Source organism: Paraburkholderia sp. J11-2 (genome assembly GCF_905220185.1).
GTDB lineage: Bacteria > Pseudomonadota > Gammaproteobacteria > Burkholderiales > Burkholderiaceae > Paraburkholderia.
Window position 1 is genome coordinate 17,996 of record NZ_CAJMYY010000045.1, and the last position, 26,776, is coordinate 44,771.

At 58.1% G+C, this 26,776-nt stretch carries 24 protein-coding genes; 4 read left to right on the forward strand and 20 right to left on the reverse strand.

The window, feature by feature from the left end:
- Positions 1 to 5: 5 nt before the first annotated feature.
- From U5A57_RS38350 to U5A57_RS38390, 9 genes are all read right to left on the reverse strand, one after another.
- The gene (locus U5A57_RS38350) at positions 6 to 944 is read right to left on the reverse strand and encodes a TrbG/VirB9 family P-type conjugative transfer protein (RefSeq protein WP_321917264.1); all 939 of its coding nucleotides are present in this window, start codon (positions 942 to 944) and stop codon (positions 6 to 8) included.
- Complete coding sequence (locus U5A57_RS38355) at positions 941 to 1,798, reverse strand: type IV secretion system protein (protein WP_321917265.1); 858 nt, start codon at positions 1,796 to 1,798, stop codon at positions 941 to 943. The genes U5A57_RS38350 and U5A57_RS38355 overlap by 4 nt, the downstream gene beginning before the upstream one ends.
- 302 nt (positions 1,799 to 2,100) lie before the next feature.
- A complete protein-coding gene (locus tag U5A57_RS38360) occupies positions 2,101 to 2,976 on the reverse strand; it encodes a type IV secretion system protein (protein WP_321917307.1) in 876 nt (291 codons plus the stop codon).
- A 67-nt stretch (positions 2,977 to 3,043) separates the two neighbouring features.
- Positions 3,044 to 3,289 (reverse strand): hypothetical protein, encoded by a 246-nt coding sequence (locus U5A57_RS38365; RefSeq protein WP_321917267.1) that lies wholly within the window; start codon positions 3,287 to 3,289, stop codon positions 3,044 to 3,046.
- Positions 3,279 to 3,956 (reverse strand): type IV secretion system protein, encoded by a 678-nt coding sequence (locus U5A57_RS38370; RefSeq protein ID WP_321917268.1) that lies wholly within the window; start codon positions 3,954 to 3,956, stop codon positions 3,279 to 3,281. Before U5A57_RS38370 ends, U5A57_RS38365 begins: the two co-directional genes overlap by 11 nt.
- Before the next feature lie 24 nt (positions 3,957 to 3,980).
- Positions 3,981 to 6,551 carry a transporter gene (locus tag U5A57_RS38375; protein WP_321917270.1) on the reverse strand — a complete coding sequence of 857 codons (2,571 nt, stop codon included), beginning with the start codon at positions 6,549 to 6,551 and terminating at the stop codon, positions 3,981 to 3,983.
- Positions 6,548 to 6,988 carry a VirB3 family type IV secretion system protein gene (locus U5A57_RS38380; RefSeq protein ID WP_321917272.1) on the reverse strand — a complete coding sequence of 147 codons (441 nt, stop codon included), beginning with the start codon at positions 6,986 to 6,988 and terminating at the stop codon, positions 6,548 to 6,550. Before U5A57_RS38380 ends, U5A57_RS38375 begins: the two co-directional genes overlap by 4 nt.
- Before the next feature lie 9 nt (positions 6,989 to 6,997).
- On the reverse strand, positions 6,998 to 7,264 hold the full coding sequence (locus tag U5A57_RS38385) for a hypothetical protein (RefSeq protein ID WP_321917274.1): 267 nt from the start codon (positions 7,262 to 7,264) through the stop codon (positions 6,998 to 7,000).
- A gap of 150 nt (positions 7,265 to 7,414) precedes the next feature.
- A complete protein-coding gene (locus tag U5A57_RS38390; protein ID WP_321917275.1) occupies positions 7,415 to 8,089 on the reverse strand; it encodes a lytic transglycosylase domain-containing protein in 675 nt (224 codons plus the stop codon).
- A gap of 210 nt (positions 8,090 to 8,299) precedes the next feature.
- On the opposite strand from U5A57_RS38390, the gene U5A57_RS41750 reads away from it, so the two are divergent.
- Positions 8,300 to 8,593 carry an Arc family DNA-binding protein gene (locus tag U5A57_RS41750; RefSeq protein WP_408602520.1) on the forward strand — a complete coding sequence of 98 codons (294 nt, stop codon included), beginning with the start codon at positions 8,300 to 8,302 and terminating at the stop codon, positions 8,591 to 8,593.
- A 380-nt stretch (positions 8,594 to 8,973) separates the two neighbouring features.
- Here U5A57_RS41750 and U5A57_RS38395 read toward each other — a convergent pair whose 3' ends face one another.
- From U5A57_RS38395 to U5A57_RS38415, 5 genes are all read right to left on the reverse strand, one after another.
- Positions 8,974 to 9,951, reverse strand: coding sequence for a fatty acid desaturase (locus U5A57_RS38395; protein ID WP_321917278.1), 978 nt, complete (start codon positions 9,949 to 9,951; stop codon positions 8,974 to 8,976).
- Positions 9,935 to 10,648: a helix-turn-helix transcriptional regulator gene (locus U5A57_RS38400; protein ID WP_321917280.1), complete on the reverse strand. Its 714-nt coding sequence runs from the start codon at positions 10,646 to 10,648 to the stop codon at positions 9,935 to 9,937. The genes U5A57_RS38395 and U5A57_RS38400 overlap by 17 nt, the downstream gene beginning before the upstream one ends.
- Before the next feature lie 33 nt (positions 10,649 to 10,681).
- Positions 10,682 to 10,915: a hypothetical protein gene (locus U5A57_RS38405; RefSeq protein ID WP_321917281.1), complete on the reverse strand. Its 234-nt coding sequence runs from the start codon at positions 10,913 to 10,915 to the stop codon at positions 10,682 to 10,684.
- Between the two features lie 719 nt (positions 10,916 to 11,634).
- Entirely contained in the window at positions 11,635 to 12,663 is a 1,029-nt protein-coding gene (gene mnmH / locus U5A57_RS38410) for a tRNA 2-selenouridine(34) synthase MnmH (protein WP_321917283.1), read from the reverse strand.
- A 168-nt stretch (positions 12,664 to 12,831) separates the two neighbouring features.
- Entirely contained in the window at positions 12,832 to 14,337 is a 1,506-nt protein-coding gene (locus tag U5A57_RS38415) for a replication initiation protein (protein ID WP_321917285.1), read from the reverse strand.
- Positions 14,338 to 15,236: 899 nt separating this feature from the next.
- Here U5A57_RS38415 and U5A57_RS38420 point away from each other — a divergent pair.
- Both U5A57_RS38420 and U5A57_RS38425 read left to right on the forward strand, forming a co-directional pair.
- On the forward strand, positions 15,237 to 16,457 hold the full coding sequence (locus tag U5A57_RS38420; protein ID WP_321917287.1) for a ParA family protein: 1,221 nt from the start codon (positions 15,237 to 15,239) through the stop codon (positions 16,455 to 16,457).
- Positions 16,454 to 17,422 carry a ParB/RepB/Spo0J family partition protein gene (locus U5A57_RS38425; RefSeq protein WP_321917288.1) on the forward strand — a complete coding sequence of 323 codons (969 nt, stop codon included), beginning with the start codon at positions 16,454 to 16,456 and terminating at the stop codon, positions 17,420 to 17,422. The genes U5A57_RS38420 and U5A57_RS38425 overlap by 4 nt, the downstream gene beginning before the upstream one ends.
- Before the next feature lie 3,219 nt (positions 17,423 to 20,641).
- Here U5A57_RS38425 and U5A57_RS38430 read toward each other — a convergent pair.
- From U5A57_RS38430 to U5A57_RS38445, 5 genes are all read right to left on the reverse strand, one after another.
- Positions 20,642 to 20,947 (reverse strand): XRE family transcriptional regulator, encoded by a 306-nt coding sequence (locus tag U5A57_RS38430; RefSeq protein ID WP_321917290.1) that lies wholly within the window; start codon positions 20,945 to 20,947, stop codon positions 20,642 to 20,644.
- 299 nt (positions 20,948 to 21,246) lie between these two features.
- Positions 21,247 to 21,453 (reverse strand): DUF3717 domain-containing protein, encoded by a 207-nt coding sequence (locus U5A57_RS41755; protein WP_408602523.1) that lies wholly within the window; start codon positions 21,451 to 21,453, stop codon positions 21,247 to 21,249.
- Positions 21,454 to 21,535: 82 nt separating this feature from the next.
- Positions 21,536 to 21,844 carry a hypothetical protein gene (locus U5A57_RS38435; protein WP_321917292.1) on the reverse strand — a complete coding sequence of 103 codons (309 nt, stop codon included), beginning with the start codon at positions 21,842 to 21,844 and terminating at the stop codon, positions 21,536 to 21,538.
- Positions 21,845 to 21,897: 53 nt separating this feature from the next.
- A complete protein-coding gene (locus U5A57_RS38440; protein ID WP_321917294.1) occupies positions 21,898 to 22,725 on the reverse strand; it encodes a DUF932 domain-containing protein in 828 nt (275 codons plus the stop codon).
- Between the two features lie 54 nt (positions 22,726 to 22,779).
- The gene (locus tag U5A57_RS38445; RefSeq protein ID WP_321917295.1) at positions 22,780 to 23,193 is read right to left on the reverse strand and encodes an antirestriction protein; all 414 of its coding nucleotides are present in this window, start codon (positions 23,191 to 23,193) and stop codon (positions 22,780 to 22,782) included.
- Between the two features lie 186 nt (positions 23,194 to 23,379).
- On the opposite strand from U5A57_RS38445, the gene U5A57_RS38450 reads away from it, so the two are divergent.
- Complete coding sequence (locus U5A57_RS38450) at positions 23,380 to 25,434, forward strand: ParB/RepB/Spo0J family partition protein (protein WP_321917297.1); 2,055 nt, start codon at positions 23,380 to 23,382, stop codon at positions 25,432 to 25,434.
- Between the two features lie 203 nt (positions 25,435 to 25,637).
- Here the strand turns inward: U5A57_RS38450 and U5A57_RS38455 are convergent, their stop codons facing one another.
- Positions 25,638 to 26,102: a hypothetical protein gene (locus tag U5A57_RS38455; RefSeq protein WP_321917299.1), complete on the reverse strand. Its 465-nt coding sequence runs from the start codon at positions 26,100 to 26,102 to the stop codon at positions 25,638 to 25,640.
- Positions 26,103 to 26,776 lie beyond the last annotated feature (674 nt).

The following is a 26,776-nucleotide window of genomic DNA, read 5'->3' on the forward strand; positions in this document are numbered from 1 at the left end:
AGAGCTCAGCTGCCCGGATTCGGAGTGGGGGTAGACGTTTCATGCCGGCGCGTGAGCCGCGCCGTTCCCGGCAGGGACGAGCCCGAAGCGTCATAGCGCCCGTCTGGCGAATAACCGTCATTGCGGATACCAAGCACCGACTGCCCGTACCGAATGACGAACGCTTTCGAAACCTCGTGGACGACGACGGTATCGCCTTCCATGTGGTAGTTTGCGGTCGCCTCACTGTCGTCAGGCAGCTTCGTAAAGATCGTCGGGAGATCGCGCGTGGTCGAATACTTGAAATACGTAAAGCGCCCGTCGTCCCACAGCAGTGTCGGCGCAAGCACCCGATCGCCGCGCATCATGTACTGCATGTTCGACGCATTAGCGGTCGAGACCGCCGGCACCGATGGCGGCACGCCCGGACTACCCGCCGCCTGCAAACTCGCCGTCGGCGCTGTCCCGGGGATCGGCCCGTGTGAAGCAGCGCCGAGCGTCGCTGTGACCTCCTGCTCCCGGCGCAGTTGCGCGGCGCTCGCCTTCGCGCGCGTATCGGGATAGTTGAAGCGCAATATCCATGTGGCCGGCTGGACCGCCGTCGCGTCGGCCAGCGATATCGCGTAGACACGACGGTTCGTCACGATGAGGAAGTTGGTCTGCGGCTGCAGGGCCTGAGGCTTCAGTAGCGCACCGCTATCGTTCATGCCGAGTGACCACGCCCTCCTGTCGCCCATTCCGGCGCCATTGTCGATCACATGTTCACCGGGCTCGAACTGGATGAATACGGCAGTTCCCGCAGCAGTCGCGACGCGATAAGACTGGTTAGGATCATAGGTCGCGCACTGAACATGCGGATCGCCGCCGCAGCTATGCGGTGTTTCGACGGCGAACGCCGCGGTGCCCGCCGCAAGCGCGGTCGCGAGCGCCAGAGCGGGACAGGCGGGAAACACGCGCACCGTCATGCGGCACCTCCGCTCGACGACATCGCGGAAGCGGCCGGCGCTGCGCTGCCGCCTGGCGAGGCATCGGCAGGCGCGCGCGTCCAGTCCCGTGAAACTTCATAGCTCGCGCAGCGAAATCCGTCCGGGTCGATATCCTGTTCGTCAGTCCTCTCGGGAACGTTCACACGAGTAAAGGCCACGGTCGCGATCCAGAACGTCGGATCGGGACGCTGTGCCGCCGGGTTCAGGGGGATCAGTTGCCTGGAAAAGAAGACCTGCGCGGTCGACCCAACAAACGTAATCGAGCCGACACTGGCAATGACCCGCGCCTGGTCCTTCAGCATCTTGAGGGGACCGCCACTTCCCCGCATGAAGGTGTCGTAAATTTGTTTCTCGCGATCGTCACTCATCACCATCACGGCCTTGTGAGTGTCCTCGATCGTTTCCCAGTCGTAGCTCTCGCGCAGCACAACATAGGTATGGAGGTCATGGCGGTCAGTCTTTTGCGTAAAGGTCACATGGCCGTTCGCCGTCGTCGGCAGGACATCCACAGTGCCCGTCGTATCGTTCACTCGTAGTACAGCGGGTGGATTTGGCCTATTTAGTATTCCTAAAGCTCCCATGCCAAAAACGGCAGCAAGAGCGACGCCACCCGAGAGCACCGACCTGCGGTCGGCAATCCGCGCCTTTTCTTGCGCGGCCTGCACCTTCGAGCGCTCGAACGTGAGCGCCTGTTTCAGGTACCATCCCACCACATCGTTGCCAGCTAGATCGAGCGTCTCGTGCTCTGCCGGAGCAACGAATGATGCAGTCTCCGCCTTGCGCCCGCGCGCCGGCATCGCTGCGGCAATCCACCGCCTGATCAAGGCTGACATCCCACCCTCACTTCTGTTGTGTCCGGCTCACCTGCGCCGTGATCGGGTTGACGGGTACCCACTGACCTGTGGGCTCCGGCGGCTTCGGGGGTGAACTGCAGCCCGAGAAGATCGCCACCACCAGGACGACGGCTATCGCCTCCACCTTTCTCGCGATATAGGTATGTCTTGCTTTCACCTGGCCCTCACTCTCTCTCGGGTGTTCAAAAGAACAGCTTGATCGATACGATCGTACCGATCGTTGCTACCACGGCGGCGATCAACCACCACCGCGCCATCAGTAGAAGGAATCGGGCCATTGCTTACCCCGCTTCGCGCAGACTGCCTCCGGTCGCCGCCTTGCCAGCACCACCAAGCTTTCCGAGTTCGGTCGCGAGCCTGGCGACAGTCCCGAGCTTGCCCACCATGGTGGAAATTCCGACCCCGCCGGCGAGAGACGAGGCGAGGCCAGGCAGATTCAGTGAAATGATCCAGAACGACAACCCCATGACGTCGAGCTCAATAACCTGCGCGAGAGACGGAGAGCCATCGAGGGGCACAATACCCATCGCAAAATTGACCTGCAGTGCACATGCGGCCGCGAAAAGCGCGACCAGCAAAACGTAGTTCATGCACTGCCCCACCCAGTTCCAGAAAAACTGCCGCACCGGCGGGAAGAGCGCGGCCGAAATGAACAATGGCCCGAGGGCGAGCAAAAGGCCGAGCGCGAATTTCGCGAGAATGATGTAGGCAATCGCAATCGCCATGAAGGGAGCACCGAGAATGATCATCAGCGCGATCGTCCAGATTGCGGCAATGATCTTGAGACCAGACGCCTGCAGGTAAATGGCCTGTGCGGCGTTGATATAGGCGTTGAGCAGGTTATCAAGCCCCGATACTGGGTTGCTGCCATCGGTCAACGTGCCTGCAAGCTGCTCTCCCAGCCCATTGAAAAACGGAACAACATAGGTGCTGTAGAACTGGATATTCATCCCACAGGTTAGGATGAATGTCCAGGTCACCACCCGCCTCATGAAGTCATCGATCGGATCATCATTGCGGCCCTGCCAGTAGCCCCAACATACGAGGAGTACGTAGATACTGAAGCACACGGCCATCAGTGGCGAAATCAGCGAAATAATTCGCGTCGAACCGGACGAGATCGTGTTCAGCACGTTCTGATCGAACGAATTCGTCATTGACGTGAAAAGCTGGATAGCTGCCACGGATGCCTCCTGCTTCAATCAAGGGGATGGCCAAGTAGAACTATTTCAGTCCTGCCGCGCCCGCTTCGGCAGCGTCGCTCGCCGGATTGATACCTTTCGCCTTGCGTTCAGCAGCCAGTTTTTCTGGCGTCGTACCAAGAAATGAAGCATCGAACTTAAGATCCTGCTGTTGCTGCTGCGCCTCCTCCAAGTTGTGCTGATAACGGTCCCATGCGAGATATCCGAGATAGCCTGCGATCACAACCAGCAGGGAGATAACTGCTCCGAGAAGTGCTTTATTGGCCATTGGTTTTCCCCAGGAAAGCGTTGTCGAACTCTCGATCACGTTGCTCCTCCGCGAGTCTGAGTTCTTGGCCCTGCAGGTTTGCAGTGAGCTGCAGGCGCGTCTGGTCATTTGTCACCATCGCCTCTTCGGCGGCCAAACGGTTTAGAAGGTCGGCCTTCTCGGTCGGATCCTGAGTCAGATTCGATTGCTGCATGAGCGACTGGATGTTGCTGAAACGCTCCATGATCGCCGAGTACGCCTGTTCGTCCATCGCCTTGTTGGCGGCGAGTGTGTCGTAGTAGCGCTGCTGGGCGGGCGTGCTCGCCCCGGTCATACCCTCCTGCTGCTCTATGGTCTGCATGGATGAACTAATGCCCGAGAGGCTGCCAGCCCTGACTTGCGAGTAGATGTCCTGCCACTCATCGGGTAGATAGCTGCGTAGTGCCGGGTTGTTCGCGATCGTCCCGAGGCCGCTATTACCGGTGATGGCACGGATCTGATCCTCCTGATTCTGGATCTGCTGGACGAGCTTCTGCACCATCGTCATCTGCTGCGCGAGCTCCGCGGGCGAGATGGTCGGTACCCCCTGGGCTTGCGCGGTCAGCCCAACGCAAAGAAAAGAGACGACCGGAAGGCCGCGGCGCGTGAGTCCTCGGAATGCGGTCGATACGGCAATCAAAGGTTCCACGGATATCTCCATTCGGTTTGAGGGTCAGGCCGCTGCCACTTCGGTCATGATCTGCACGAGATGGCCGTAGACTGCTTCGAGCTCCGCACGCTTGCGCATCAGTGCCACGGTCAGTTCATCGCTCCACAGCGCCTCATCCACGCCGTACTTCGCGATCAACCGCGTACGCTGCTTGCGTTCGAATACGCGGTACAGGTAGACGGGCAGCCATACGTCGGGATCATTGCCCACGTCGGCGCGCACGCCATCGAGAATCAGGGCGTTTTCTCGGTCGCCTGAAAACACGGCGATCGCGTCGTCCATACCGCGCAAGTCGAAACTGGCGAAGGCCGACTGATTGCCCTGCTTGATCAGGACACCGCGTGATTGCGGCGTCAGTTTCCTGAACTCCTGAAATTCCTTCTTTGTCTGGCCATCGCGCAAATACGGTGCCTCTTCGGCAGCAGGGTCGGCAAGGTACAGCTTCGTCGCGATAAGGCTGCGCAGCGCCGGATACAGGTCGGCCGCCTTCTGTGCCTGCTCCGGCTGCTGCGTGAGCACAATCATGAATTCGCCTTCCTTGCGACCGCTCGCGAGTGTTTCCTCGATCTGCTCCCGGATCGTGCGGAAGCGGATGGGCAACCAGTATTCTTCAATAACGGTCGCCATCAGCGCACCCTTCTTCCGCATGAGATTCTTCAGGTGAAAGAGCCACGCGAACACCGCCTCTGACGGCTCATAGTTCTCTACGAGGAATGCCTCGACATCAAAGCCGATGCACCGCTGCTCGGTGAGGTTCAGCGAAAGGTTTGGCGGGTTGTCGAACACCCACCAGAACCGGCCGCTCTCCGACTTGCACCAGATCGACAGGCGCGCACGCAGGCAGTCGTCGCCCTCGTCCGGGATGCTGTCCAAAAGAATGCTGAAGCGACGCAGCCGCACATCTTCAATATCCATGACTGCGTCGACGGCGGTACGGCAATGGGCTTTCTCGGTTGCAGTCAGGTCAAGCTTGACGGGTTTGCCTTGATGATCGGGGCCGCTCTTGCGGCAGCACAATTCAACGAGGCCGTAGAGAAATTCGCGGTTTTCTGCGGTATCAGCTAACTGGAACGGCGCCCAGCCAGTAGGTGCGCCCTTCTCCACGTAGACATACGCCCCGCCCAGCATGCGAACAGTCGGCTCCCAGCCCCGTCCCTTGTCGAGCACAAACAGCAACGGTTCGAACCGCATGAGCAGGGATATTGCCGAGGCAACGAGGGTTGTCTTGCCAGTACCTGTCGTCCCCTTCACCTCGGTATGACCGGCTAGTCTCTCGGCCACGTTGACATCACCCAGACGTGTCGCGTGAAAATTGAAGTTATAGACGTTGTTAGCCTTCGTGCGAAACGGAACGATCGCCGACCCATCACCGACGGGATTGCCCTCCGCCTTGCCTGTGGAGTAGTCGTGACACGCATTCATCGAAGCGAAATTGCGCGAGGACTGTACCTTGGGCCGCGGCTTGACCCTTGCGCCTGGCACCTGAGAAAAGTACGTGAACGGCGCCGAGCCGGTAGCGGTCATCCATTCGACGCCGCATTCATTGCGCGAACGTGAAACAAACAGATCGCCGTTTGTGATCGCCTCCTTCGCCGTCTCGCCATAAATGACTGCCGCGCCGTGATACTCCCCGAAGCTGAGCTCGCCTGTGTTGACATATCCCTGGGCCTGTCTCAGCTCCTTGCGCTGATGCTCCGCCTTGTCGCCAGCGGACTCCAGCTTGTTGACAGCCGAATCGATCGCCCGGTTCGCATCGAACCCGGTGAGGCAGTTGAACGATTGGGTTATCGTGAACTCCATTGGCAGCGTCAGCAGCGGATTCAACTGGCCCCAGCCCGGCTTGTCTGGAAATCCCCGCAAGTCAAGGCAGGTTGCAAACTGCCGACCAGCCGCAACCCCGGGCCCACGAATCGCCACCGTGTTGTAGCCGAAATGCAGATAGCTTGACGGGATGACGTCGTTACCTGGCTCCGCCGCGACCGGCACGTCAGTCCATACCGCATTGATGAGGTCGCTGACAAAGCCGTACTGTTTCGAGAAGAGCATCTGCATGCCGTTCATGTGCGTGCGCGGATACACCTCAAGCGGCCCTGCCTCGTAGTCGGCGAACTGCAGCACCGCCTGCTTCGCGAGCGATTCGATCTCCTTCAGGCCATCGTCGAAATCCTCGTACTTCAGGATTAGCGAGAAGTAGTAGCGGTTTTCGTAAAAGCGGTCGTCGTTGAAGTGCCCAATGTATTCATGCGCGAACCACTGCATGAAGCGCTGTTTAAACCGATAGACGCGGTCAAAATTCACCCTGCGCCGTGCGAATGTCGTGCAGTAGCCGAGCCGGCCTCCCAGATCGCGCCCAAGCTTGCTGTAGGTTTCTGTGTCACGGTCGAAGATGCGTTCGAGCGCCGGATTGTCGTGCACCTCAAATGGCACACCGCTCATCGCGAGCGTCACCATGAACCGGTTGCCGTCAAGATGCTGGACGTGCTTCGTGACCGGATGACCGAACCTTGGCAGCCAGTCCTCGACGGCGCCGAGGCCGCCAAGTATCTCACTCGAAATTTCGGGCTTCTGTGTCATGACTCTTCCGGATCGAGCTCGCGCAGACGGTGCGTGCCGCGGGGCAATGGGCTGAGAAAGTGGCGATAGACCCTTCGCTGGCGTCCGTAACGAAGCGGCGCCAGTGTCAGCGTGTTACCAAAGCGTGGAGCGGCGCGGCTCGCTCTGACGGACGCGCGGAGCTTCTGCATCAGAAAGTAAAAGCGACAGCGCATCTCAAGCCACATGATGCGCAGTCCCTGATCGTCGGTTTCGCACACCTTCTTGAAATAAAGAAGTACGGGGCCTCCCAGAAAGACAAAGGCAAGCCCCCCCGGTCCGAGGAAGAATCCAACGAACATCGCGAGCAGCATGGAAGACACAACGACCACGAGCATAGCCATGTAGGGTACACCCCAGATGTTCGGCGTACGGCCCAGTCCGTTGAAGCCTGGATAGTGGGCCTTCTCATCTGACATGGCGCGCTCTCAGGTAAAAAGGTTCCACAGGTACGGGGCGAGAGTACCGACCACGGCGCCTACCACCGCGACCTTGCCGCCCAGCGTAACGAATTCTGCCCAGTGCGCGCGGTCCGCCCAGCATTCCGCGCCCTTCCAGAGCAACACACATGACGCGATAATTCCCAAGATTGTGTAGAGCCAGATCTTGAACGTATTCGCGCCCTGCGTCGCCGAGTCCAGACCGCTGGCGAAGGCCAGTTGAGTTCCGGTGATGCTGGTCAGAACGAACGCCATCCGCATATAGCCTGTGGCACGGCAGCCAGCAACGTATGCCACATATTTCCTCTGCAGTACTGATTTCGAAGATTTGAGCTTGATCCGGCTACACATGATTCCTCCATCTGTTCGCAATCGATCAACTGCCGCGCAGCGGCGGGGTCAAATTCATTTGCACGAGTTACCGTCGCACGGGTAATCCCCAAATGCATCCCAGGACGGATGTGTGCGTGAGGCGGGGTCACTTCCCACTTCGTCCCCTGATGTTGTCGCCCGGCGCACGTGATTCGGCCGCGGCAAAGATGCTTTCATTACCGCCGGCCGATTCATAACGACCGGAATCGCCGGCACAACGTTTACTGGACCTTCCGCGTACTGAGCGTTCGCCGACACGCGGGAAACGTAGCTCGCACCATCGAGCTCAGTGACAAATCCACGCTTGAAGTTTCCGCTGTAGTAGCAGCTGATTGCGGCGCCCATCGCCCGCCCTTCGGAACCGATGGTCTCAATTGCACGTTCGTAGCAGCGACGCAGGATGTCCGCGCTAGCGCTCAAATTCGCACACATGTCGAATACGGTTTCGTACGTCAGGCCGTAGCGGGTCAAATTGACCTTGTTGATCTGGCCTAGCCCCAAGCTGAAGTTGATGCCGCGTGCATCCAGTGCTTTTGCCGTCGCAAAAGCTTCCGCGCGATTGCGGGGCTGATGCACCAGATGGCCACCGACAATGCCAATCGCATAAGGGTTGAAATCGGATTCCGTACGGACGATCGCCTGGAGTGTGATCGGATGAACAGCCGGAGCACACTGTTGTGCGAGAGTATCGAAATCTATCGACATCATGGCAACCTCGAAAACTTCGGCGATTGACGCGAACCATTAGTCATGCCCATTTTCCTCACTGGCTACCGTGCAGGATTCCAACAGGGACATCAAGCACTCGTTTCCGTACGTGAACGCGGCCTGCCTTAATATGTCACTCAATAGTGACACTCCGAGTGACACTACGCGTCACTATACGTTAGTGTCTACGTAGTGTCAAATGTTGCACCTATGGATGACACATTTCGCTCCCAGTTCCGGCTGCCGTGGCCGGTCTACCTCCAACTTAAAGCGGCGGCGGCGGCGAGCGGGCGGTCTCTAAACGGCGAATTGGTGGCACAGCTCAGCAACGCCCTGTTAACACCAAGCGACGAGGTCGCATTGGGGAAGGTTGCTCCCTCTCCCTTGACAACCGACCAACTCTCCCAGGTTCTAGGGCATATCGGCCTGCGGAACCTGCTGACCCCAAAAGAATTAGATACGGTCGCTAAGCGACTACAGGCACTGCTCGCTAGTGACAAGTAAGTGCCCTCGCGAGGTCATATCACTCTCGCGGATTAAGCGCCTGTGCGAACGTTACCGTGTGCAGACGGCGCGAAAGCACACCAGCCGCTTTCCCTCCACTTCGGCGTGCCGGGCACGAAGCTCAACGATCAGCTGCGCGTTCTTCGAGCGTGACTCACGCTTTGCGCGCTCGGCCAACCAATCGTTTAATTCCTTGGGTAATCGACACTGCGAGCGAACGACGTCACTCATTCCCACCTCCCCTTACGTACTTTCGTCGTGCTACCTGTCACATCGATCGTCGAAGGCAACACTCAATCGACACCGCACTGACACTCTCGTTGAAACACCCTGATAAGTTCAAGAGGCGTGTTTATTCTTGTTTTCTGCACTCGTTGATGCTATGGCGATTCGCCAGCGCTTCTGATGGCGTGGCGTTTCATGACCGAGAACCAAAGCGGTGGAATGAGCGCGAGGAAGAACATGTGAATGTAACCTGCAGGCAGCATTGCAGCGCCGCGCTTGAGGTGCTCATAGGAAAGTGTTTGTTCGAGGTGGTGATGGGCGTGAAGACCGTTATTCACAAACAGTCGATTTGACAGCCACGAATGGCAGTTCCAGGCGACAGGATCACCGACATCAACGAGCCCGTAGTGCTGTATGTAGCCGATCGTTTCGACAACGAAAATAGAGATCGCACATTGCCCCACGTAGAACAGTATGCCGCGGGGCCCACAAAAGGACACGAATAGCACCGCCATTCCGAGCCACACAGAGACAGGAAACCAAAGCCTGCGCTTTCGCCCTTGAGCTAGTCGTCGGCGATCGTCGGCAAGAACCGCAATCAGTGAGTTGCCGAAGGAACGCCCCACATGCCTCCAAAGCGACAGTCCGATGGGTGCAGTTGACCCGAACTGGGGATTGCCTACATGTGCGTGATGCAGTTCGTGTACCAATCGATAGTGTGGATAGCCTGCGAGTGTCATCGCTACATCGGAAGCTCTTCTTGCCCAGCGGCTATCGCGGTGCATCACCTCGTGAATGTGCGCCATTACAAACGCGCCTAGAACGCCGCATACAACAGTAAGGCCCACAAATTCCGGCACTGCGACCTGCTTGATTCGGGAAGTCGAATCCAGGACCGCGAGCAACCACAAGCAAATGAAACCGATGGGAACAGCGATCCGCGCCGATGCAACATCGCATTGTTGATTTTCCACGGCGACATGCTCACCGAGCATCGTATCGAAGACAAGAATTGCAGCGATCATGCAACCGAGGTACACCCATGGGTGATCGTACTGAAAAGCGACGATGGCTGAAGCTGGCAGTGTCGACGACAACCAGTACCACCCAGGTTTTTCACGCCAGGAGATCATGCTCGTCCGCGAATTTCACTGCCGCAGTGATGCGTGCAACGCCGAGCTTCTCATTGATGCGCTGGAACTGACGATAGACCGTCATGGACGATACCTTCAGCTCCGCGGCAATGTCTGTGGCGGTGAATCCGGCCTTTACCAGCCGCAAGATCCGAAGTTCTTCGTGCGTCAGGCCAGTTGTCTGTAGAGCTTCTTCCCTCACGGCACCCGAGGACCAATCCAGGAGTTCCATTGCCAGCGCGCGATAGAAAGGGCGTGCGTCGTGGAATCGTGGCTCCATCTGTTCGGGTGCCTGCTCGGACCCAAGATAAAGAATGCCGATGCGCCCTCTCTCACTCGTGTGGACAGGAACGATATAGAAACTCCGGAATCCGTATTCCGCAGCAACAACGAGCATGCGCCGCTGCCCAGCGGTCTGGACCGGCAGCGCGGAACCTAGCACGGGTGCTGTGTTAGAGCGCGCATATTCCAGGCACGGGTCTGTCAGATACCAACGGTTTGCGTTATACAGCTGGCACCACTCGGGGCGACAACCGATCAGGAATCGGTAGGTTGACCGACTGTCGGAATAGTCGGAAGGATGCAAGGTGACGAATACAAACCAGTCTGCACCGTAGGTCTGGACGGTGCGTTTAACGAGTGGAATCAATTCCATCTCGTCAGCCGCATTCTGGAGATCATCAACGCTAAATTCCATGACAGCCACCCTACTCCATGCGCTGCACTATCCTTACCTTCCCCACACCAACTGCCGCACTTCGCTATAAATGGCTCGCATCATCGAATAGTGAGGATCGGACGACGCGAAGCCTTCGAAGTCAGCCAGTTCAAACATCGGAAGTACCTGCACGGCGACCATCTGCTTCCCTTGAACGACAAACCGCTCGGCGATGAACCCGGTTTCGACGCGGTACAGCCTAATGCCGACTTGTTCGGTCGACGCGGCAATATAACGTTCAAACAAGAGATTCCTCATAGTCCTCACCAATGGCGCCTGGGTGAAAACCACACTTTCTGCACGTGCGATCGACGCAGTCATTCGACAACATGGAGGTAATTACATTGTCCGAGACGCAGGCTTCGCATTCGAACAGGCTCATGAAAAATTGGGCCCGACATGCCTGACACGTCAATTGATGAACCTCGTCTTCTGGCAAACAGTCCCACGGGTCATCGCCGAATATGTTTCCGCAGGCCGGACAAACGATGCTGATTGGCTGACTCATAGTTTCTCACCCATCAGTTTGGTGCCGATAAGGCAGCAGTGAGCACGCATCACATCCGGCTAGCGATGTACGGGCAGCGCTCCTTATGACGAACGACGCCGGCCCGCGAGTTCACGAACTGGTATCTGCGTCCCCGAAGCCCTGCGCAGCGTGGCGTGGGCGCAACCGGCGCATGCCCATAACAGTCCTAGCTCGCGAACGGAAAGCCGAAGCGCTTCTTCGACACGCACCCTTATCCAGGATGGTAGGAGCGAGACGCATTGATATGAAAATACCGCTCCGATATTGCGGCGCACTACCTCTGTTACATTCCGAAATAGTCTCCCGAGCATAGTGAATTCACGCGGCATTTTTCAGAGAAGAAAAATTACTCGTATATGCGGAATCAATAAAATCGGAAACAATTACTGAACAGGTAAGGTGCATTCGTCCAGCCAACTTGGCTATATTCCACAAATCAACCAAGACGACCGATCAGAATCCGAGCGCACTGATTCAACGCGGCCGGTCTCAGGTCACAGAGTTCGATTCGAGGTACGTCGGCGTGCATTTGATAGTTTCGCTTCATCGAGCGCGAGTACGAAGGATCATAGTGTGCGATCATTAGTCGTTCGAATAATTCGGGAATCTTTCGGCTTCCAGCCAAACCACGCCAAAGGTCAAATTCCTTCCCGCCCACGAGGCTACGTAGATAAGCAAGCCGCTCAACCAGCGCATCCGGATCGCTTTCGAAATGCGCGTAGTCTTCGCGCCAAAGCCGTACGCGTTCGGCCATGGGAGCACTGACCTGCAGGAGAATCCCTTTCGAGTGCATCGTTTCGAGCAGCGCCGGCGGTAGCTGAACATCACCTATCTTCTTGCTTTCGGCTTCGACCCAAACAGTACGGTCCCTGGAATACGTCGAAAGCTTCTGAAGAAGCAAGCTATCAAAGTACTTCTGGGTCGGTTGTGAAACTCCAGGTATCGCTCCGATCACCGAGCCACGATGAGCGGCAATCGCTTCGAGGTCGAGCACCTGTGCGCCTTCGGTCTCGAGCTGGTTTAGCAGACGCGTTTTCCCGCAGCCGGTCGGACCAGAAAGCACGACATAGGAGAACTCGCGCGGGTAAGTTTCCAGTTGTTCGTTGACCCAACGACGATAGCCCTTCCAGCCTCCTGGCAACCGCTGTACCTTGTAACCGATCGTATCGAGAGCGTCGAACCATAGACGGCTCCGCTTTCCACCGCGAAAGCAGTACACGAGGATTCTGTCGCGGCGAGGACGCTTCGCGATCACGCCTTCGAGGTGGCGCGCAATATTTTTGAGCGAATACGCCACACCGATCAGGTACGCCTGCATCTTGTCGGTCCGATGCAAGGTTCCCACTTCCGCGTATTCGTCGTTGTTGACGACCGGCAGGTTGATTGCGCCGGGAATATGATCCTCCGCAAATTCCCGCTCGCAGCGCGCGTCGATGATCAGGTCGTACTCTTCGAATCGATACATGGGCGCCCGCCCTTCGAGTTGAGAGTGTGCCGACGTCATCAACCTGCGTCGACGGAGCGCTTCAATTACAAAGCGCCGCTCGCGGGAAGAGGATGACAGAGACGATCACTCGAACCGCGAATTGCAAATCTGCGAACTTGATCTTCGTGTTCGGTAGGAGACTGGAACTTAGGCAGCAGGCGCCTTTGTCCGCTTCGCCTTGCGCAGTTCGCCAGCCACGAACAGACAGAACGTATCCGCGATGCTGGGCCATTGCAAGACGTTTGCCTCGTTGATCTCCGCGGGCTTTAGCCCCTGGCGTTCGATACTGCGAATGCCGAGACTGTTGTTATGAGCAGTAAATTTTCGTACAAACCCTTCGCGCTCCTTGCCGCTAAGAGCGGCGAAGGTCTCCCGCGCATTGCGGATTTCTTCGGAACGACGTTGGTCGGCGGCTTTATCGGCGGCGACAACACTCGCTACCGCAGCATTGCGTGCCGCTTCCTTCGCGTCGTTCTCTGCAACCGACTGTACGGCTAGTTGCTGCTGAATTGCTTCCACCTGTTTGTCAGCATCCGCTACCCGATAATTCTCTGCAAGCGACTTCATAAGATAGGCGGACGCTCGCTTGACCTTAGTGCCTTGCCTGATTGTCCAGCGGGTGTATTCGATCGCCTGCTGAATGCGATCGTCCGTCCATGTCGCGCGGTTACTCTCAATTCGCTCGAATTGCTTGTCGCTCAGTCCGAACTCGTTTTGAAGCGTTTGGAAAAGTGCTACGGAATTGAGCATCGCCGCCTTTACTGCCAAGGCGCCCTCTTTGCGTTTGAAACGCAGTCGAATCTGGTCTTGCTTGCGTGAACCGGGCGTGCCCGCCCTTGTCTCGTACAACAGATCAATGTCCGAAAGCTCATTGATTTGCTTCACTGCGGGCTCCAGATAGTCCCGCTTGAAATACTTGAACTCTGCATGATTCGCCCACGAGCGACCGGGCAGGTTTCGGACCACTTCGATCGGTAGCCAGCCGGTGGTGCCGGATGACAACGTCGGCAAAACGTGATCGTAGATGGCGCGCGCGTAAATGACGGTGAACCTGGAGGTTACCAGGAGGCTGGTCCAATACGAGTTTTGAGGGTCCTTTATGAGCCGCTGAAGCTCAATCGGCACCCTGAATCGGATGCGGCCGTTACGCACGCTCACACGGCCAATCAGCTCCAGCCAGTCCCCATCCTCGGTTGACGTGACCGCACTCTCGCCGTTCCGCTCGGGGGGAACGGAATCATCATCAAGATCCACGTCATCTTTCGCGTCCTCGATAAGTCGACCCTTCTGGTCAACGGAGATGACCGGAGCGCTGGTGACTTCAAGCATTGATGATTTGACGCTTCGTATGACGTTTGAAAAGTGCTCTCGATTCTTGCTGTCGTAGCGCATGAGCCACTTAAAGAAGCTCAAGGTCACGTCGTAAGCCTCCTTGATCTCTGCCTCTTGAGCGACAATGAAATAGGCAGCATCAACGAACCGCCTCGCGGATAAACCTAGGCCAACGATCCGCGCGAAAACCTGATTTTTCTGGTAGCCGATATCCGAATTCGCTTCAAGCTCGTGGATGCCACGACGAGCCGGAGCGCTTTCGACAAAAAGGTCGAGCGCATACTGGAGTGGTGTCACACTTCTCTCAATGCTGCTCGCCATCGCCTATCCCCTCACTCCAGTTGTTCTCGCCCCGAATGAGCGCACTCTAGCACGGCATGGTGAGATAGCCAAGAAAGCGTCTCACCTGAAGCTTCTGATCTGCTACGCCGAACAGGAACTCTCACCGTAGAGCCCAAAATCTCTCACCTTCGGGCCTTGCTACGTGGGCTAAGTCGCTGGATTTAGTTATCTTTTTTCAGTTTTCCACAGGGAATGATGGTCGTCCAGGACACTTCTCGGACTCGGCACAACATCTCTCACCGCTCTGGGACAGACTTTCTCACCGCGGGGAACATCAATTCTCACCATTGAGGGACAGAATCTCTCACCCAAGGTACAACAGATCTCACCTTTTAATTGTAAGTATATGAATTTAAAAGAAATACATGGAACGCTGTATGTTTGTCTGTGTGTTGTTTTATATAAAAACGACTAACGAACAACGCAAGACATCAGGGTCAGGGCGTCGCAGTTTCACGCGTTCGCTAACAAAATACGTGCTTGACCGCGTGTTTCTGATGACAAGAGGCCGCAAGGGGCCTCCTCGGCGCGTATTTGGGCGCGTCGGGGTACAAATTGTCTCACCTTCCGGGCACAAGCCTGCTCCACGCAGGGTGCTGAAGCAGATTCGGTGGATGAATTGCTTACAGTGCTCCCCTGCGCGCCCAAAAATTGTACAAAATCTCTCACCTTAGGTTCAGGTTGCCCTTCCCGAGGGTGAGACGGTTTGTACTCTGGTTCTACATTTTTGCAGTGGACTACCGTGCGGGAAGCCTAAAAGGAATGGAATCAAGCAGTCGGAGAAGCGATATTTCGCGGAAGGTGCGGTGAATGCACCAGTTTTTCCGTCAATTGCTGTATTCTGCGTTTAGCCAAATTTTTGCTGGAAAACTCTGAAAATGGCCAATGTAAGTCAACCACTTCCAATCGACCGCACGGTCACTCTTGAAGAGATCAGCGATTTCGCTGAGGTCGTGACGGATTACGCAAGCGAACTGCGTGATCAGATTTTGGCCCCTCGGCCTCGAAAAAACCCGCCAGTCTTTACGACCGGTGAGATTGCCGAGATGTGTGGGCTGACGCGCAATCAAGTGCAATACCAGATCTCGAAAGGCGACGGTGTTCTGCCGGAAGGGCAAAGTACTGGGACAGGCCGAAGCCGGAGTCGTCAGTTTACTCTGGCGGAGGCGCGGGCTTGGGTTCAGCGTATCTCCGACATCTACCAGACGCCGCTCGTAGCCGGACCAAGCGACGATTTTCAAGGGAAGGTCATTATCACCTCCCAGCTCAAAGGCGGTAGCGCAAAAACGACCACTACCATGTGCTTGGCGCAAGGCTTGACGTTGCGGGGCCGAAAGGTATTGGTGGTCGACCTCGATCCGCAGGCATCGCTTTCTGAGTTGTGTGGCCTCTACGCCGAAAAAGAGGTCTTCCCTGAGGCCACCGTACTGCCCTACATATACGACCAGAATGTGGAAGGTGGGCTGCTCAGTCGAGTGCAGTCGACGTATTGGGATGGCCTCGACATTATTCCTGCACACACGGAGCTGGTTGGGGCTGAGTATCACTTGCCAGCGATGCAAATGCGGACGCCAGGATTTAAGTTCTGGCGGGTGCTGCGCGATGGCCTAGCGCCATTGCGCAAGCACTACGACTACATCATTCTCGACACGTCGCCGTCTCTCTCGTACCTGAATCTCAACGCTCTCATGGCGGCCGATGCAATGGTCATGCCGATGGTGCCGGAGAACCTCGACTTCTTTAGCTCGTTGTCATTCTGGCGTTTGTTTTCGGACGTTGCGAAATCGTTCATTCGATTCGAGGCTGATAAGAAGTACGACTTTGTTTCGGTACTGCTGACGCGTGTCAACTACGGCCCAACCTCTTCAGCGCCGGTCGTCCGAACTTGGGCGCAAGGAGCCTACCGTCAGTGGCTTGATCCCTTTGAGGTTCCGGCGAGTTCTGTGATGAGTTCGGGGGCCCTAGCGTTCACAACGGTATTTGACATTAGCAGCACGCACAGCCAGGCGAAGTCATTGCAACGTGTTCGTCAGCCGCTTATCGACTACTGCCGATGGGTCGACGAACAGTTCATCAAACAATGGAAGCAAGCATCATGAGTAAACTCCGAGAAGAACTATTGGCCAAGACTGCAGGGGTTCGTTCAACCGCTGAGCGGACGCCGGACGCGAGCCGCAGAGCCGCCCGTACCGAGACCGCGCCGGGGATGGCAGGCGCGTTGGCTGTTGCTCAACTGCGCGTGCAAGAGCTGGAAGCCAGCGGCGCTAACTCGGAGCTCCCTATTTCTGAGATCGTGCCGAATCCGTGGCAACCGCGGCGGATCTTCAGCGAAGAAAAGTTGACAGAGTTAGCCGAGTCAATCAGAGAGTCCGGCTTGCTTCAACCGATTGTGGTCCGTCGTGCAGAGTCCGGCTATCAGATTATTGCAGGTGAGCGCCGCTGGCGCGCCCACAAACTGTTGAACATGGAGACCATCAAGACCGTCGTAGTCGAGTGCTCGGATCAGGACATGTCGGTTTTGGCCTTGGTCGAGAACATCAGCCGGGACGATTTGACCGACTACGAGATTTCGGTTTCCCTCCGGGCTTCGGAACAGGAGTTTCCAAACCGTACCCGGCTCGCCGAGGCTGTGGGGCTGAGCCGTCGAGGTCTTTATAAGTACATGGCTTTCGGGGGCCTCCCCGACTTCATAACGCGTGACCTGGATTTGAACCCGACGTTGCTCGGAAGCAATGCTGCAGATGCGATCGTAACCTCGCTAAAGAAGCACGGTGACGAAGGCATCAAGGCGGCCCAGGATCTGTGGTCCGATCTCGTCGCCGGAAGTCTTGATCAGTCCAAGTTCGCCGGAGCAGTTGGTGCGCTGGTAGCGCGTCGAGGCTCGCGTGCAACGGCCACCGACCGAAAAATCGAGAAGTTTTTCTCCGGCAGCGCACAAGCTGGGAGTATTACGAAGGACGTGAATGGATTTACTGTGAAGATCAAGGCAGGGATTCTTTCCGATGTCCAAGAGGCGAGAATTCGTCAGGTGATTAGCGAATTGTTCACTGGCGATCCGAGCTGACGTTCAAGCGAACAAAAAAATGAGAGCCCGCTAAGCGGGCTTTTCTTTTTTTGGGGGCGCGCGTAAAAATCACTCTGGTTGGGGCCCATTCGCACGGGTGCCCGCTCAGCGACGGGAAGTGGGGTGTGCCTTTTAGGCACACCCCACTAGTCGTGCGCGATAACTGGTCGAATCGAGGAGCCCATCTGAAATCGGAGTTGCGAGTGTGCCTAAAAGGCACACTTCTTCGATGGCGTCTGCCCTCGTGATGTTGACACGGTTGATCGCGCCGACTCTGAACTAAAAGTTGAGTCGTTCCAAGACTTGCTTGGCTCAACCGGCTTTTTAAGGTCGCACAGGTCACTACTCGAATTGAGCGAATAGTTTGCGTGGCTATTGCGCAACTAGTGGGTGCAGGCCCGCCATAGGTCTGCAGCTGCTCCGAAATAGCTGCGTTCGACCTGCAAGTCCGCCTGCGCGAAGCCCCGCAAGTAATAGCCGACCCCAGGGCTGTGATGGCGCGCGCGGTGGTCGCGCAGGCCAGTAACGACGTGTTGCGCGGTCGGCTTCGACGTTAAACGGCATAGGGCCGCGCAGCGCGCACCTGAGCCGCTCCGGTATCGGCACCTAGCGGGCTGTCGTACTCGCTCCTTCGAACCTGGGTGAGAAGGTGTCTTCCCGCACCCCGCCGAGCCCCTTGCTGTTGAATGAGTCGAGTGTGGCGCAAGCCAGTTCCGCGTGACGCGCGCTCGTTACGTAGGCGAAGCGCAGAACGGAGCAGTCGCCATGCTGCGCATGAGCGGTATCCAACACTGAACGCTTGCAGCCTGGAGCCTAGTGGGCGCGGGTGAGCGTGCGACCATGCGTATCCACTTCAGATCGTGCCGCCGTGCGTCGAACGGATCGGCCAGCGGGCAGCGCATTTTCACCAGCTAGGCGGACGGGGCCGACCGTATTTTTCGGGAGGTCTCGTCGTTTGCCTTTGGCACTGAACCGGCTAACGGGCAGCCCGCTGGGTCGAACCGCTCACTTTGATGTGCCCGATCCGGCACTCACCCGGCTGGGGAACCCGTTGATAGCTGCGTCAATGTCGCTGCCGGGGAGCGACGAAACGAGCTTGCCCGTTGCGACCACGGTCCGCGCTAGCAACCGTTCTAGTACTCGCCTGTAAGGCCGCGTGGTGTGTGCCTGCAGCAATCGCCCCCAACGCGTATACAGCCGCGGATCGCCTCGACGTCGGAAGTGAGTTCGGCGCCTTCTGGCGCCAGCGCTGACGTCAAGTTCTGGCGGGACGGCGAACGCCTACAGCGGTGCGACGTCGGACAGGATCATCGGGCGCATCAGGGCAGGGGGGCCGGGTGCCGACTGCGGTCGGAAACTCCGTGCCGCGACAGGATTGCGCGCTGTGAGTCCGCATCCAGATCCGGCCAGTCGGTGAGGTGCTGCCCCTTAGCGCGAAACGCGGCGTCGGTGTACCAGCGCTGCCGGCGTTGCTTAATCAGCATCAGCGGGTCGGTTGGCGTCGCGACGCACGCCGCCTGTAGCTCCGGGGCAATGCCCAGTTCGAACCCACCCCCGACGGGATGGTCCTGCGTCGGGTCCTCTGCGAGTGCGCTCCAAGCGCTTAAGTGCTGCCCCCTGACGGGCAAGCAGGCGGCAGTTCCGGGGCAAACGTCAGGTCAACGCAGTGATGCCTGCTGCGGGACGCTTGCGGGGTAGCGTTCCGGCAGCTCTGCCTCACCGTAGACGCCCTCCGGGCCAAACCGCGCCCGGTAGTCCTCGAGGGTCCGCGTGTCGTCACGCCCGTGCAGCTCGCACCGCGAAATGCCGCCGAGTCTGAGGCTCGGCAGGTGCGCCGTCTAATGGTTTCGGGCGCGGCGCGCCTGCCGCGTATCGTTGCGATCGGCGCCGGGTGAGCAAGGACGCGCCACCCTTCATAGGCGCGATGCAGCGCCTCGTTGGGCGGGCCGTCAAGCCACGGTTGAGCGCCTACGCGACGACGCTCTTTTTTCATCTCCCTCCTGAGGACGACGGGTGCTTAAGTTGAACAGAGAACGGAGATGACGATGCCCGCGATAATCTGCCGGGTCTGGCTGCCGCTGGCTGGCACACACTCAGGAGCTTCGTCGATGCCAGTAGATCATCGAGCAGGCGTGATCAGCGCGGGGCCCACAAATGCGTGGCGGACCGCTTCCGACATACTAGCGCCGCCGTTGAGTGGCATTAAACGATGACAGCAGACGCGGGCGTGACTTCGGACAGTTCGTGGATGCGCGCCCTAGGTGCACGCGAAACTGGTTCTCGACCCATTCGTCTTGGTCGAACAGTTCGCCCATCAGTGCGTCGGGATTCTTCGGGTCAATCTTCGGCAGTCGGCTAAAGCGATAGTAAGACAGCTCATGGCCGACAAATCGATTCCGGTGAAGGCCGTACGCGGACGGTATTTTACTTCGGACTACTATGAATGTTGTCTCAGATGTATGGCGGCGGAAGCGAATCCCTGAAATGTACTGATGGACGAGTGATCCCTTAATTCGGCTTCGTGAAACATCTACGTAAAGGTTTGAATCCGGCGGTAAGCAATACGCAGCGGGGCTTTCAGCGGATTTTCGGTCAATTGTTTCACAGGAGAATCAATCACTGCGTGACGAAATTCGGCCGAAAGGCCGCCTCGGCGGCTCCTACTCGCTGGTGTTGGATGGAGTGTATTGAACATTACGTAATTTGTAGCAACTGGCAATCGTCGGCACCCGCGTGCTTATGCCCCGCCCAGTTGGCTTTTGTACTAAATCGCGATGATTGCCGCGATGAGGAATGCAAGGCATACAGTCAGGTTCACCCGAACTGCCTCGAATGTGAGGCCACGCGATGCGCGTTGGTTCGACGTGGCCGGCCCCAAAGCTCGGTGCTCGGCTCTAACCACGACGGTTGCGTCAAAAGCCTGCGGTAGTTGCTTACCCGCAAACGTTTCGGTCGGGCTGACCATCTTTGAGCGGGACGCCGCCGGTACGACGCTTGTGCGAGAACGTATGGTATCCGCCTATGGGGTGTCGTGAGAACCGTGCTCGCCAGTGACCATGGCGAGATGGATTGTGACTGACTGACGGTGCCCACGCTGCTGTCGAACGCGACGAAGTCCCGACTTTCCTCGACGGACAGATGGGATTGCCATTCGCTTTTGTTAGGCCGTGCGCCTCGCCAGTGTTAGGCATCACTATTCGAGCGGGCGTTGTCGCGGCGCTATTCGTCCGGATGATCGTTGCGGGCACGGCGAAGCTCGTCGACATCGATCTCCCAGATGTTGCCAAGGCCAGCGGCGTGGCATAGCAGCGCCCACGTTGCATACGGGATCCTGGCTTCCTCGCTGATCCACTTGCGAATCTGGCGCCCGCTCTTATCGGCGAGATCAAGGTAATCGGCAGCAAGTCGCCCCGTAAAACCTGCCAGCCTGACAACCTCCTGTATCTCGGCACCCGTCGGTCTTTTCCAATAGACGGCGGGACGCAGGCACTCGCTGCGCACCTTGATAAACGGTTCTTCACTCATCAGATTTTCCGGTTGTTATCCACCCCCCACGGCTTCGCCGCGGGGGATACACGCGCCCTGCAGGCGCTTGACGACCCCGGCCGGTGGCCCACACTGGCCCAAGCCGGCTCGTCACGCCGCGATCCGCGGCGCGTCGGCGCTCTCCCCACGCATCCTGCGTGGGTCCCCGTGCGCCTCGATCCGGGCGCGCGGCGCGCGCGATACCGCCATGATTATCCGTCCTTGTGGCTTGCAGGAGGGTGGACAGCGCAGCCACGCTGATGTGGACAAGTAATTCCGCCGCCGGACATTCCCTGTGCTCAGGAGGGCGGGCGCATATAGTCGAGCGCAATACAGATTGCCTCGAACTGTTTGGGATTCAGCCGCGAGACATGAACCGATTCCGCGCGCAGATGGATCATCAGACCGTATACATCAGCGAGAATGCGCGCCCTTGCACAGAGCGCGCCGTCATTGCTGGAGACTTCTCGCGCACGCCTGTAGTTGATAGCACGTTCTATTTTCACCAACGGTCAAAATCCTCGTCATGTTTGCCTCGCCGGCCCGGGCGACCCTGGCGCGGGCATAGAAGAGCGTTCTGGTTCGCGGTCAGTGAAGCTGGCTACAATGTTCCATGAGCATCGCGACGGGTGCGGACGGCGGAACGCGATCGAAGTTAGCAAGTGCGACGCGGGCAATCGCGCGCAACTCGTCGCACTGCATTTCGGTTGCGCTCCCATCCCGGTCCAGCATGTTGGCGATGCGCCTAAGCGCTTCGGCGGAATGCGCTGCTGCATCGGCCGACATGGCCATCCGGTAGAGTTCACCGCGAACGCTGTCACGGTCTCCGTACTGCCAGACAGCCAGCAGTGGAAGTAGAGCGGTGAGCCAGGTAGGGCGCATATTCAGCGTGTCCATTCGATATCCCCAGTTGGAGGAGCGGCCCCGACTCGTGGGTCAGGGCGAGCCGGTTAGCCGCGCAGGCGTCGCAGTTCGTCAGCCAGTACCCACAACGCCCGATTCAGCCGAATGTTCTGGTCGATCCCGGTGACGGCACGGGTCGTCGTGGCTCTGCCGTTTTCATTACGACCGTGCAACCCGCCGCGAATCATGTTTTCCTGGAGCCGGTTGAAAGTGGTCCAGAGGTCGGGTGCACGATCCTCAACACGGCGCGGCGTAAGAAGCTGTTGCTCCGTGACTGGCGCAGGCTTGTCTGCCTCGTAGCGCAGCGCAAGCGCTGCGCGGGCAAAAGCAACCTGTTCGCCGTCATCCAGTACGGTCGCTGCCATGGCTTCGCGTTGCCTGGTCGGTTCCTCGAATCCTTTCAGCACCGTGAATGCCCCTTCAATGACATCACGAATAACGTCGCCCTTGTGAGGGACGCGGATATCGTTCAGCACGTTGCCGCACACGATGCCGTTCTGGCACGCCCAGCGGAACATTCCGGCGATCATCTGATAGCTGCTGCTTCCGTTGTGGCTGTTCAGGAGGATGACTTCGTGTGCCTCAGGACCGTTGATCTGCTCCGCGTGGCGCAGGCGGAGCATGTGCTTCGTGTAGGTCCGCATCTCCTCGTTGCGAACGCGTGTCTGGCAAACCATAAAGGGCTGGAAGCCTTCCTTTCTCAACGCATCGAGCACATCAATGGTGGGGATGTAGCTGTAGCGAGTCGAACGGCTCTCGTGCGCGGAGTTGGCGAGGATGGAAGGTGCGACCTCCGCGATCTGGTCATTCGTGAGCGGACTGTTCGAGTGAAGCACAACAGCGTTGCGGCTGAAGCGGCTGGCTAGAGTGTTCATAGTGTTCCCCAAAAGAGGAGAGCAGCCCCGGCCCCCAAGGCCGGGGCCGATCAGTTAGTCGATTGCGCGCAGGATATTGGCGGCTTCCACGTGGTGCGTCGCAAACTCGCGCAACTGTTGGAAGCGTTCGATGATTGCGTCGTCGAGCGTCTTTTCTGCGAGGTGACAAAGTGCGAAGAGCGTGACGGTGATGCCGAAGGCATCGGCACCCATCGTGTCGCTGTATCCGTTCAGATGCCAGCGCACATGGATGCGCTCCATTCCCTCTGGAGCCATGTAGAAGCCGCCGTTGGAAAGGGCGAAGAAATTCCAATAGCCGCCTTGATATCTGCGGCACAGCCGAGCGGCCCAGTCATAGACCATCATTTCGCCGCTCAGGTAGTGGCCACCGAGGTAGCGAGGCAAGACGTTAAGGCGTAGTTCTTCGGGAATGATAGTGGACGTAATCTTTAAATCAGGAGTACTCACGGTTTATCTCCGGGTTTGAGCCACAGCAGAGCGCCGGGCAACGATTCAATAATAGGTCTAAAAAACCTTTATTTCAAGGCGATATGATATTTATTTAATGGGGTATGCTTGATTAATAGGTGTTTAGCACCTATATTTTAAGCGTTGCCCGGCATTCTGCTGTGGCTCACACCGGAGATTAATCTCATGGGAAAGCAAGCGTCTGAAGTCGTTGCCATTTGCGCCGATACAGTGCAAATACAGTACGTCGCCTATTCGAAGTTGACCCTCTCACCACTGAACGTCCGCAAGAAGGCGCCGACCGGCGTGGAAACGCTCGCGGCTACCATTGCCGAGACCGGCCTCATGCAGAATCTGGTAGCGCACGAAATGAAAGGGCGCACACAGGAGGTCAGGCTTGGCGTATGTGCGGGCCAGCGCCGTCTGGCGGCCCTTGATCTGTTGTTCGCGCAAGGACGGATCGACAACGAATATCAGGTTCCAGTCCTGATCCTGAGCGAGGGCGAAGCGCTGTCCGCGTCCCTCATCGAAAATCGTGAGCGCGAAGCGATGCATATCGCTGATGAATGTGTGGCATTCCGGCTACTGGCAGAGGAAGGTAGGAGCGTTGCGCATATCGCGGCCCTGTTTGCGGTCCCGGAACTCGCCGTGCGGCGTGCTCTGAAAATCGCGAACCTTGCGCCCGCACTGCTGGACATGCTGCGCGAAGACCGGCTCGACTACGAGCAGGCCAAATCACTCGTACTGGCCGACGATCACGCAACACAAGAGCGCATCTGGAACGATGCCGTAAATGCTTGGCAACGCCGCCCCGGCGAACTTCGCGCGGCGATCACGCATGAGGAAATCGACGTGCGCACCAGCGCCTTGGCGCAGTTCGTCGGCATCAATGCCTACGAGGCGGCCGGCGGTCGCGTTCGCCGCGACCTGTTCAGTGACGACGAGCACGCTGGATACATAGAAGACGCTCCACTGCTACACCGCCTTGCGTCGGAACGGCTTATCGAGCTATCGCAGACGGTGGCCGCCGAGGGTTGGGCGTGGGTGGAAACGCGTACGCGCTACGAGCCCACGGAAGTCATGCGTCATGGACGCATCGCGTCGACCACGCGCAAACCCACGAAAAAGGAGAAAGCGGAACTCGCGGAACTCAGCGCGACGCGCGACACCGCGCAGGCTGATCTCGACGCGTATTACGACGATGAGGGCGAGCCCGACGAGGCGCGGCAGGAGCGCCTGGAAGCGGCGGCCACCACCGCGACGTATGCAGTTGACCAGTACGCCGAGCGCCTAGAAACTTTCGACGCGGAGGATATGAAGGAGGCAGGGGCGTATGTCTATCTTGATGAAGATGGACGTGTGTGCATCGAGCGCGGACTTGTCCGGCGTGAGGCGACGCCGGGCGATACGCGGTCGGCTGCATCGTATTCGGGCAGTGCGATTGCGAGGGCGGTGCGTGCGCCAAAAGAGCGGCCCCTGCACGGCGAAAAGCTGTGCAAGCGGTTGACAGCGCATCGCACTGCCGCCGTTCAGGTAGAGCTTGCGCTGCAACCCGGCGTAGCGCTGGCCGTGCTGATGCAGCGCATGATTCCTGTTGTGTTCGATGACCTGTACACACGGACGCACATTGACCATGCGGTACAGATCGATGTGCGCTCGACGCGGGATGCGCTGGTGTCCAGTGCCGACGACATGGCCGAGAGCGTGGCCTGGAAGGAACTGGAAGCGGACCGCACAAAGTGGGCGCGGATGTTGCCCCGACGTGCAGACGAACTGCTGTCTTGGTTGCTGCAACAGGACACGGACGTGATGTCGAATCTCTTTGCTTTTTGCGTCGCGGCCACCGTGGATGGGATCTGTGTGGCGGATCGTCCGCATCCGGTGAACGAAGTCGCCAATACGTTGGCTGTGGATTTCACGCGTTACTGGAAGCCAACACGCGCGGGCTACTTCGAGCACGTGCCGAAAGGCCGGATTGTGGCGGTGGTCGGAGAAAGCGTATCGCCGCAGGTAGCGGGCGAACTACGCGGGTTGAAGAAGGGGGAAGCTGCTGCGGCGGCAGAACGGCGCATGATCGATTCGGGGTGGTTGCCGGAAGTGTTGCGCAATCGCGCGGTCCCGGACCGCATGACGTACGGATGGCGCGAGGACGATGAAGGAAACGATAATGCAGAAGCCGCTTCAAACGAGGTGTCCGACGCGCAGTCGGCATGTGGCGAGGAGGAAGTCGGCATCGATTGACGGGCATACGGGCCATCACAGGCAATCCCCCACACCCGCCCGGGCGCAGGTCCGGGCGGTTTTTGTTGTGCGCGCAACCAGATGGGGTTGAATCAAGCAGACATGCCGCGCCCCATTTTCCCGGCGCGGTTTTGGGCCTGCGCGGATTGCTGTGGAGTCGTGCGGTACATCCAGACCCGATCTAGCGTGGCGGAACGATACGGTCAAGCCTTTGTATGGTGGGGAAACCGGCGTTTCAGGTCATCGATGATTTCGGCTGTGAGCGCTGGGCGGTCGTACTGCTGGGCGTAGAGTTTCGAGAGTTGCATTGGAGGCGTAGTCGGATGCTCAGCTCGCAACTGCTCGATGGATTTGATGCCATCGACGGGGGACGGGAGGGTGACGGATACCGAGGGCACACCGGATGGCACGACGCTGCCGTGCGCATTGGCTGGGCATGGGGGCGAGGTGCCTGGCGCGTCAGAGGCGGGGGTCGGACTCGCGTACTTGCGCAGATAGCGGCCCACTGTGGAGAACGTGACGGCGAGGTTGTTGAGACGCAGGAATTCGGTGATCTGGGCGAGAGTGCAGCCAGCTGCGCGCAGTTCGAGAATGTCTGCGTGAAACGGCGAAAGCGAGGAGCGTTGCGCGGCAGGCGTGATGCGCGAGAGGTATTCCTTGGCATTCACAGTGGATTTTCCTAGCTTTGCTTTTCCTAGCCTTTCTAGACTTGGTTTGAGATTAGCGTGGTTTGGCGCACAGTTCAACCGGTTTGGTGTGGGCCGTGCGTTCGCATGGCGTGGTGTCGAGTCGTTTGGCGTGGTTTTGCGCACTTTGGACTACGGTCGGCGCAATGCAAGGCAGGGATGATTCGGCGGCGAGGCACGTCGGATATGTTTACGCAACGCTACGCGCTGCGCAAAATATCACGTGCCAAAAGGGGCGAGCCCCTTTGAAACCCCAGCGCAGGCGACAGCCTGCTCCCGTCGGGACACTGACCCTTCATGCTGTAGCTTCTCTGCTACCAGAGGCAGTCGTCACCGTGTAAAGCAGCCTGACTGCGGGTAAGTTGAAACTGGCAACCAGCGAGCCGTGAGAGGCGCGACGAAAAGAGTGCGTCTGCCGCACGGGTGGTTGACTATTGCCGGGACAAACAGATACGGCTTTCTAGTCGATGTGTGCTGCTTCAATAGCCGTCTTGCCAGCGGAACTGAAAATGCATTTCACCGGGTAATTGTCGAACCGCGCGGTGACGCATTCCTTGCGCACGAGATTTGCGTCTACGCTAATGTCAAAAATAGGGATAGGATCATGAAGGTACTAGTCACTTGCATGGTCGTGACTATTGCGACGGCGCGGCGCG

Coding starts and splice junctions, on each gene's coding strand:
- U5A57_RS38350 (WP_321917264.1), bottom strand. CDS start 944: ATGACGGTGCGCGTGTTTCCCGCCTGTCCCGCTCTGGCGCTCGCGACC.
- U5A57_RS38355 (WP_321917265.1), bottom strand. CDS start 1,798: ATGTCAGCCTTGATCAGGCGGTGGATTGCCGCAGCGATGCCGGCGCGC.
- U5A57_RS38360 (WP_321917307.1), bottom strand. CDS start 2,976: ATGACGAATTCGTTCGATCAGAACGTGCTGAACACGATCTCGTCCGGT.
- U5A57_RS38365 (WP_321917267.1), bottom strand. CDS start 3,289: ATGGCCAATAAAGCACTTCTCGGAGCAGTTATCTCCCTGCTGGTTGTG.
- U5A57_RS38375 (WP_321917270.1), bottom strand. CDS start 6,551: ATGACACAGAAGCCCGAAATTTCGAGTGAGATACTTGGCGGCCTCGGC.
- U5A57_RS38380 (WP_321917272.1), bottom strand. CDS start 6,988: ATGTCAGATGAGAAGGCCCACTATCCAGGCTTCAACGGACTGGGCCGT.
- U5A57_RS38385 (WP_321917274.1), bottom strand. CDS start 7,264: ATGGCGTTCGTTCTGACCAGCATCACCGGAACTCAACTGGCCTTCGCC.
- U5A57_RS38390 (WP_321917275.1), bottom strand. CDS start 8,089: ATGATGTCGATAGATTTCGATACTCTCGCACAACAGTGTGCTCCGGCT.
- U5A57_RS41750 (WP_408602520.1), top strand. CDS start 8,300: ATGGATGACACATTTCGCTCCCAGTTCCGGCTGCCGTGGCCGGTCTAC.
- U5A57_RS38395 (WP_321917278.1), bottom strand. CDS start 9,951: ATGATCTCCTGGCGTGAAAAACCTGGGTGGTACTGGTTGTCGTCGACA.
- U5A57_RS38400 (WP_321917280.1), bottom strand. CDS start 10,648: ATGGAATTTAGCGTTGATGATCTCCAGAATGCGGCTGACGAGATGGAA.
- mnmH (WP_321917283.1), bottom strand. CDS start 12,663: ATGTATCGATTCGAAGAGTACGACCTGATCATCGACGCGCGCTGCGAG.
- U5A57_RS38415 (WP_321917285.1), bottom strand. CDS start 14,337: ATGGCGAGCAGCATTGAGAGAAGTGTGACACCACTCCAGTATGCGCTC.
- U5A57_RS38420 (WP_321917287.1), top strand. CDS start 15,237: ATGGCCAATGTAAGTCAACCACTTCCAATCGACCGCACGGTCACTCTT.
- U5A57_RS38425 (WP_321917288.1), top strand. CDS start 16,454: ATGAGTAAACTCCGAGAAGAACTATTGGCCAAGACTGCAGGGGTTCGT.
- U5A57_RS38430 (WP_321917290.1), bottom strand. CDS start 20,947: ATGAGTGAAGAACCGTTTATCAAGGTGCGCAGCGAGTGCCTGCGTCCC.
- U5A57_RS38435 (WP_321917292.1), bottom strand. CDS start 21,844: ATGGACACGCTGAATATGCGCCCTACCTGGCTCACCGCTCTACTTCCA.
- U5A57_RS38440 (WP_321917294.1), bottom strand. CDS start 22,725: ATGAACACTCTAGCCAGCCGCTTCAGCCGCAACGCTGTTGTGCTTCAC.
- U5A57_RS38450 (WP_321917297.1), top strand. CDS start 23,380: ATGGGAAAGCAAGCGTCTGAAGTCGTTGCCATTTGCGCCGATACAGTG.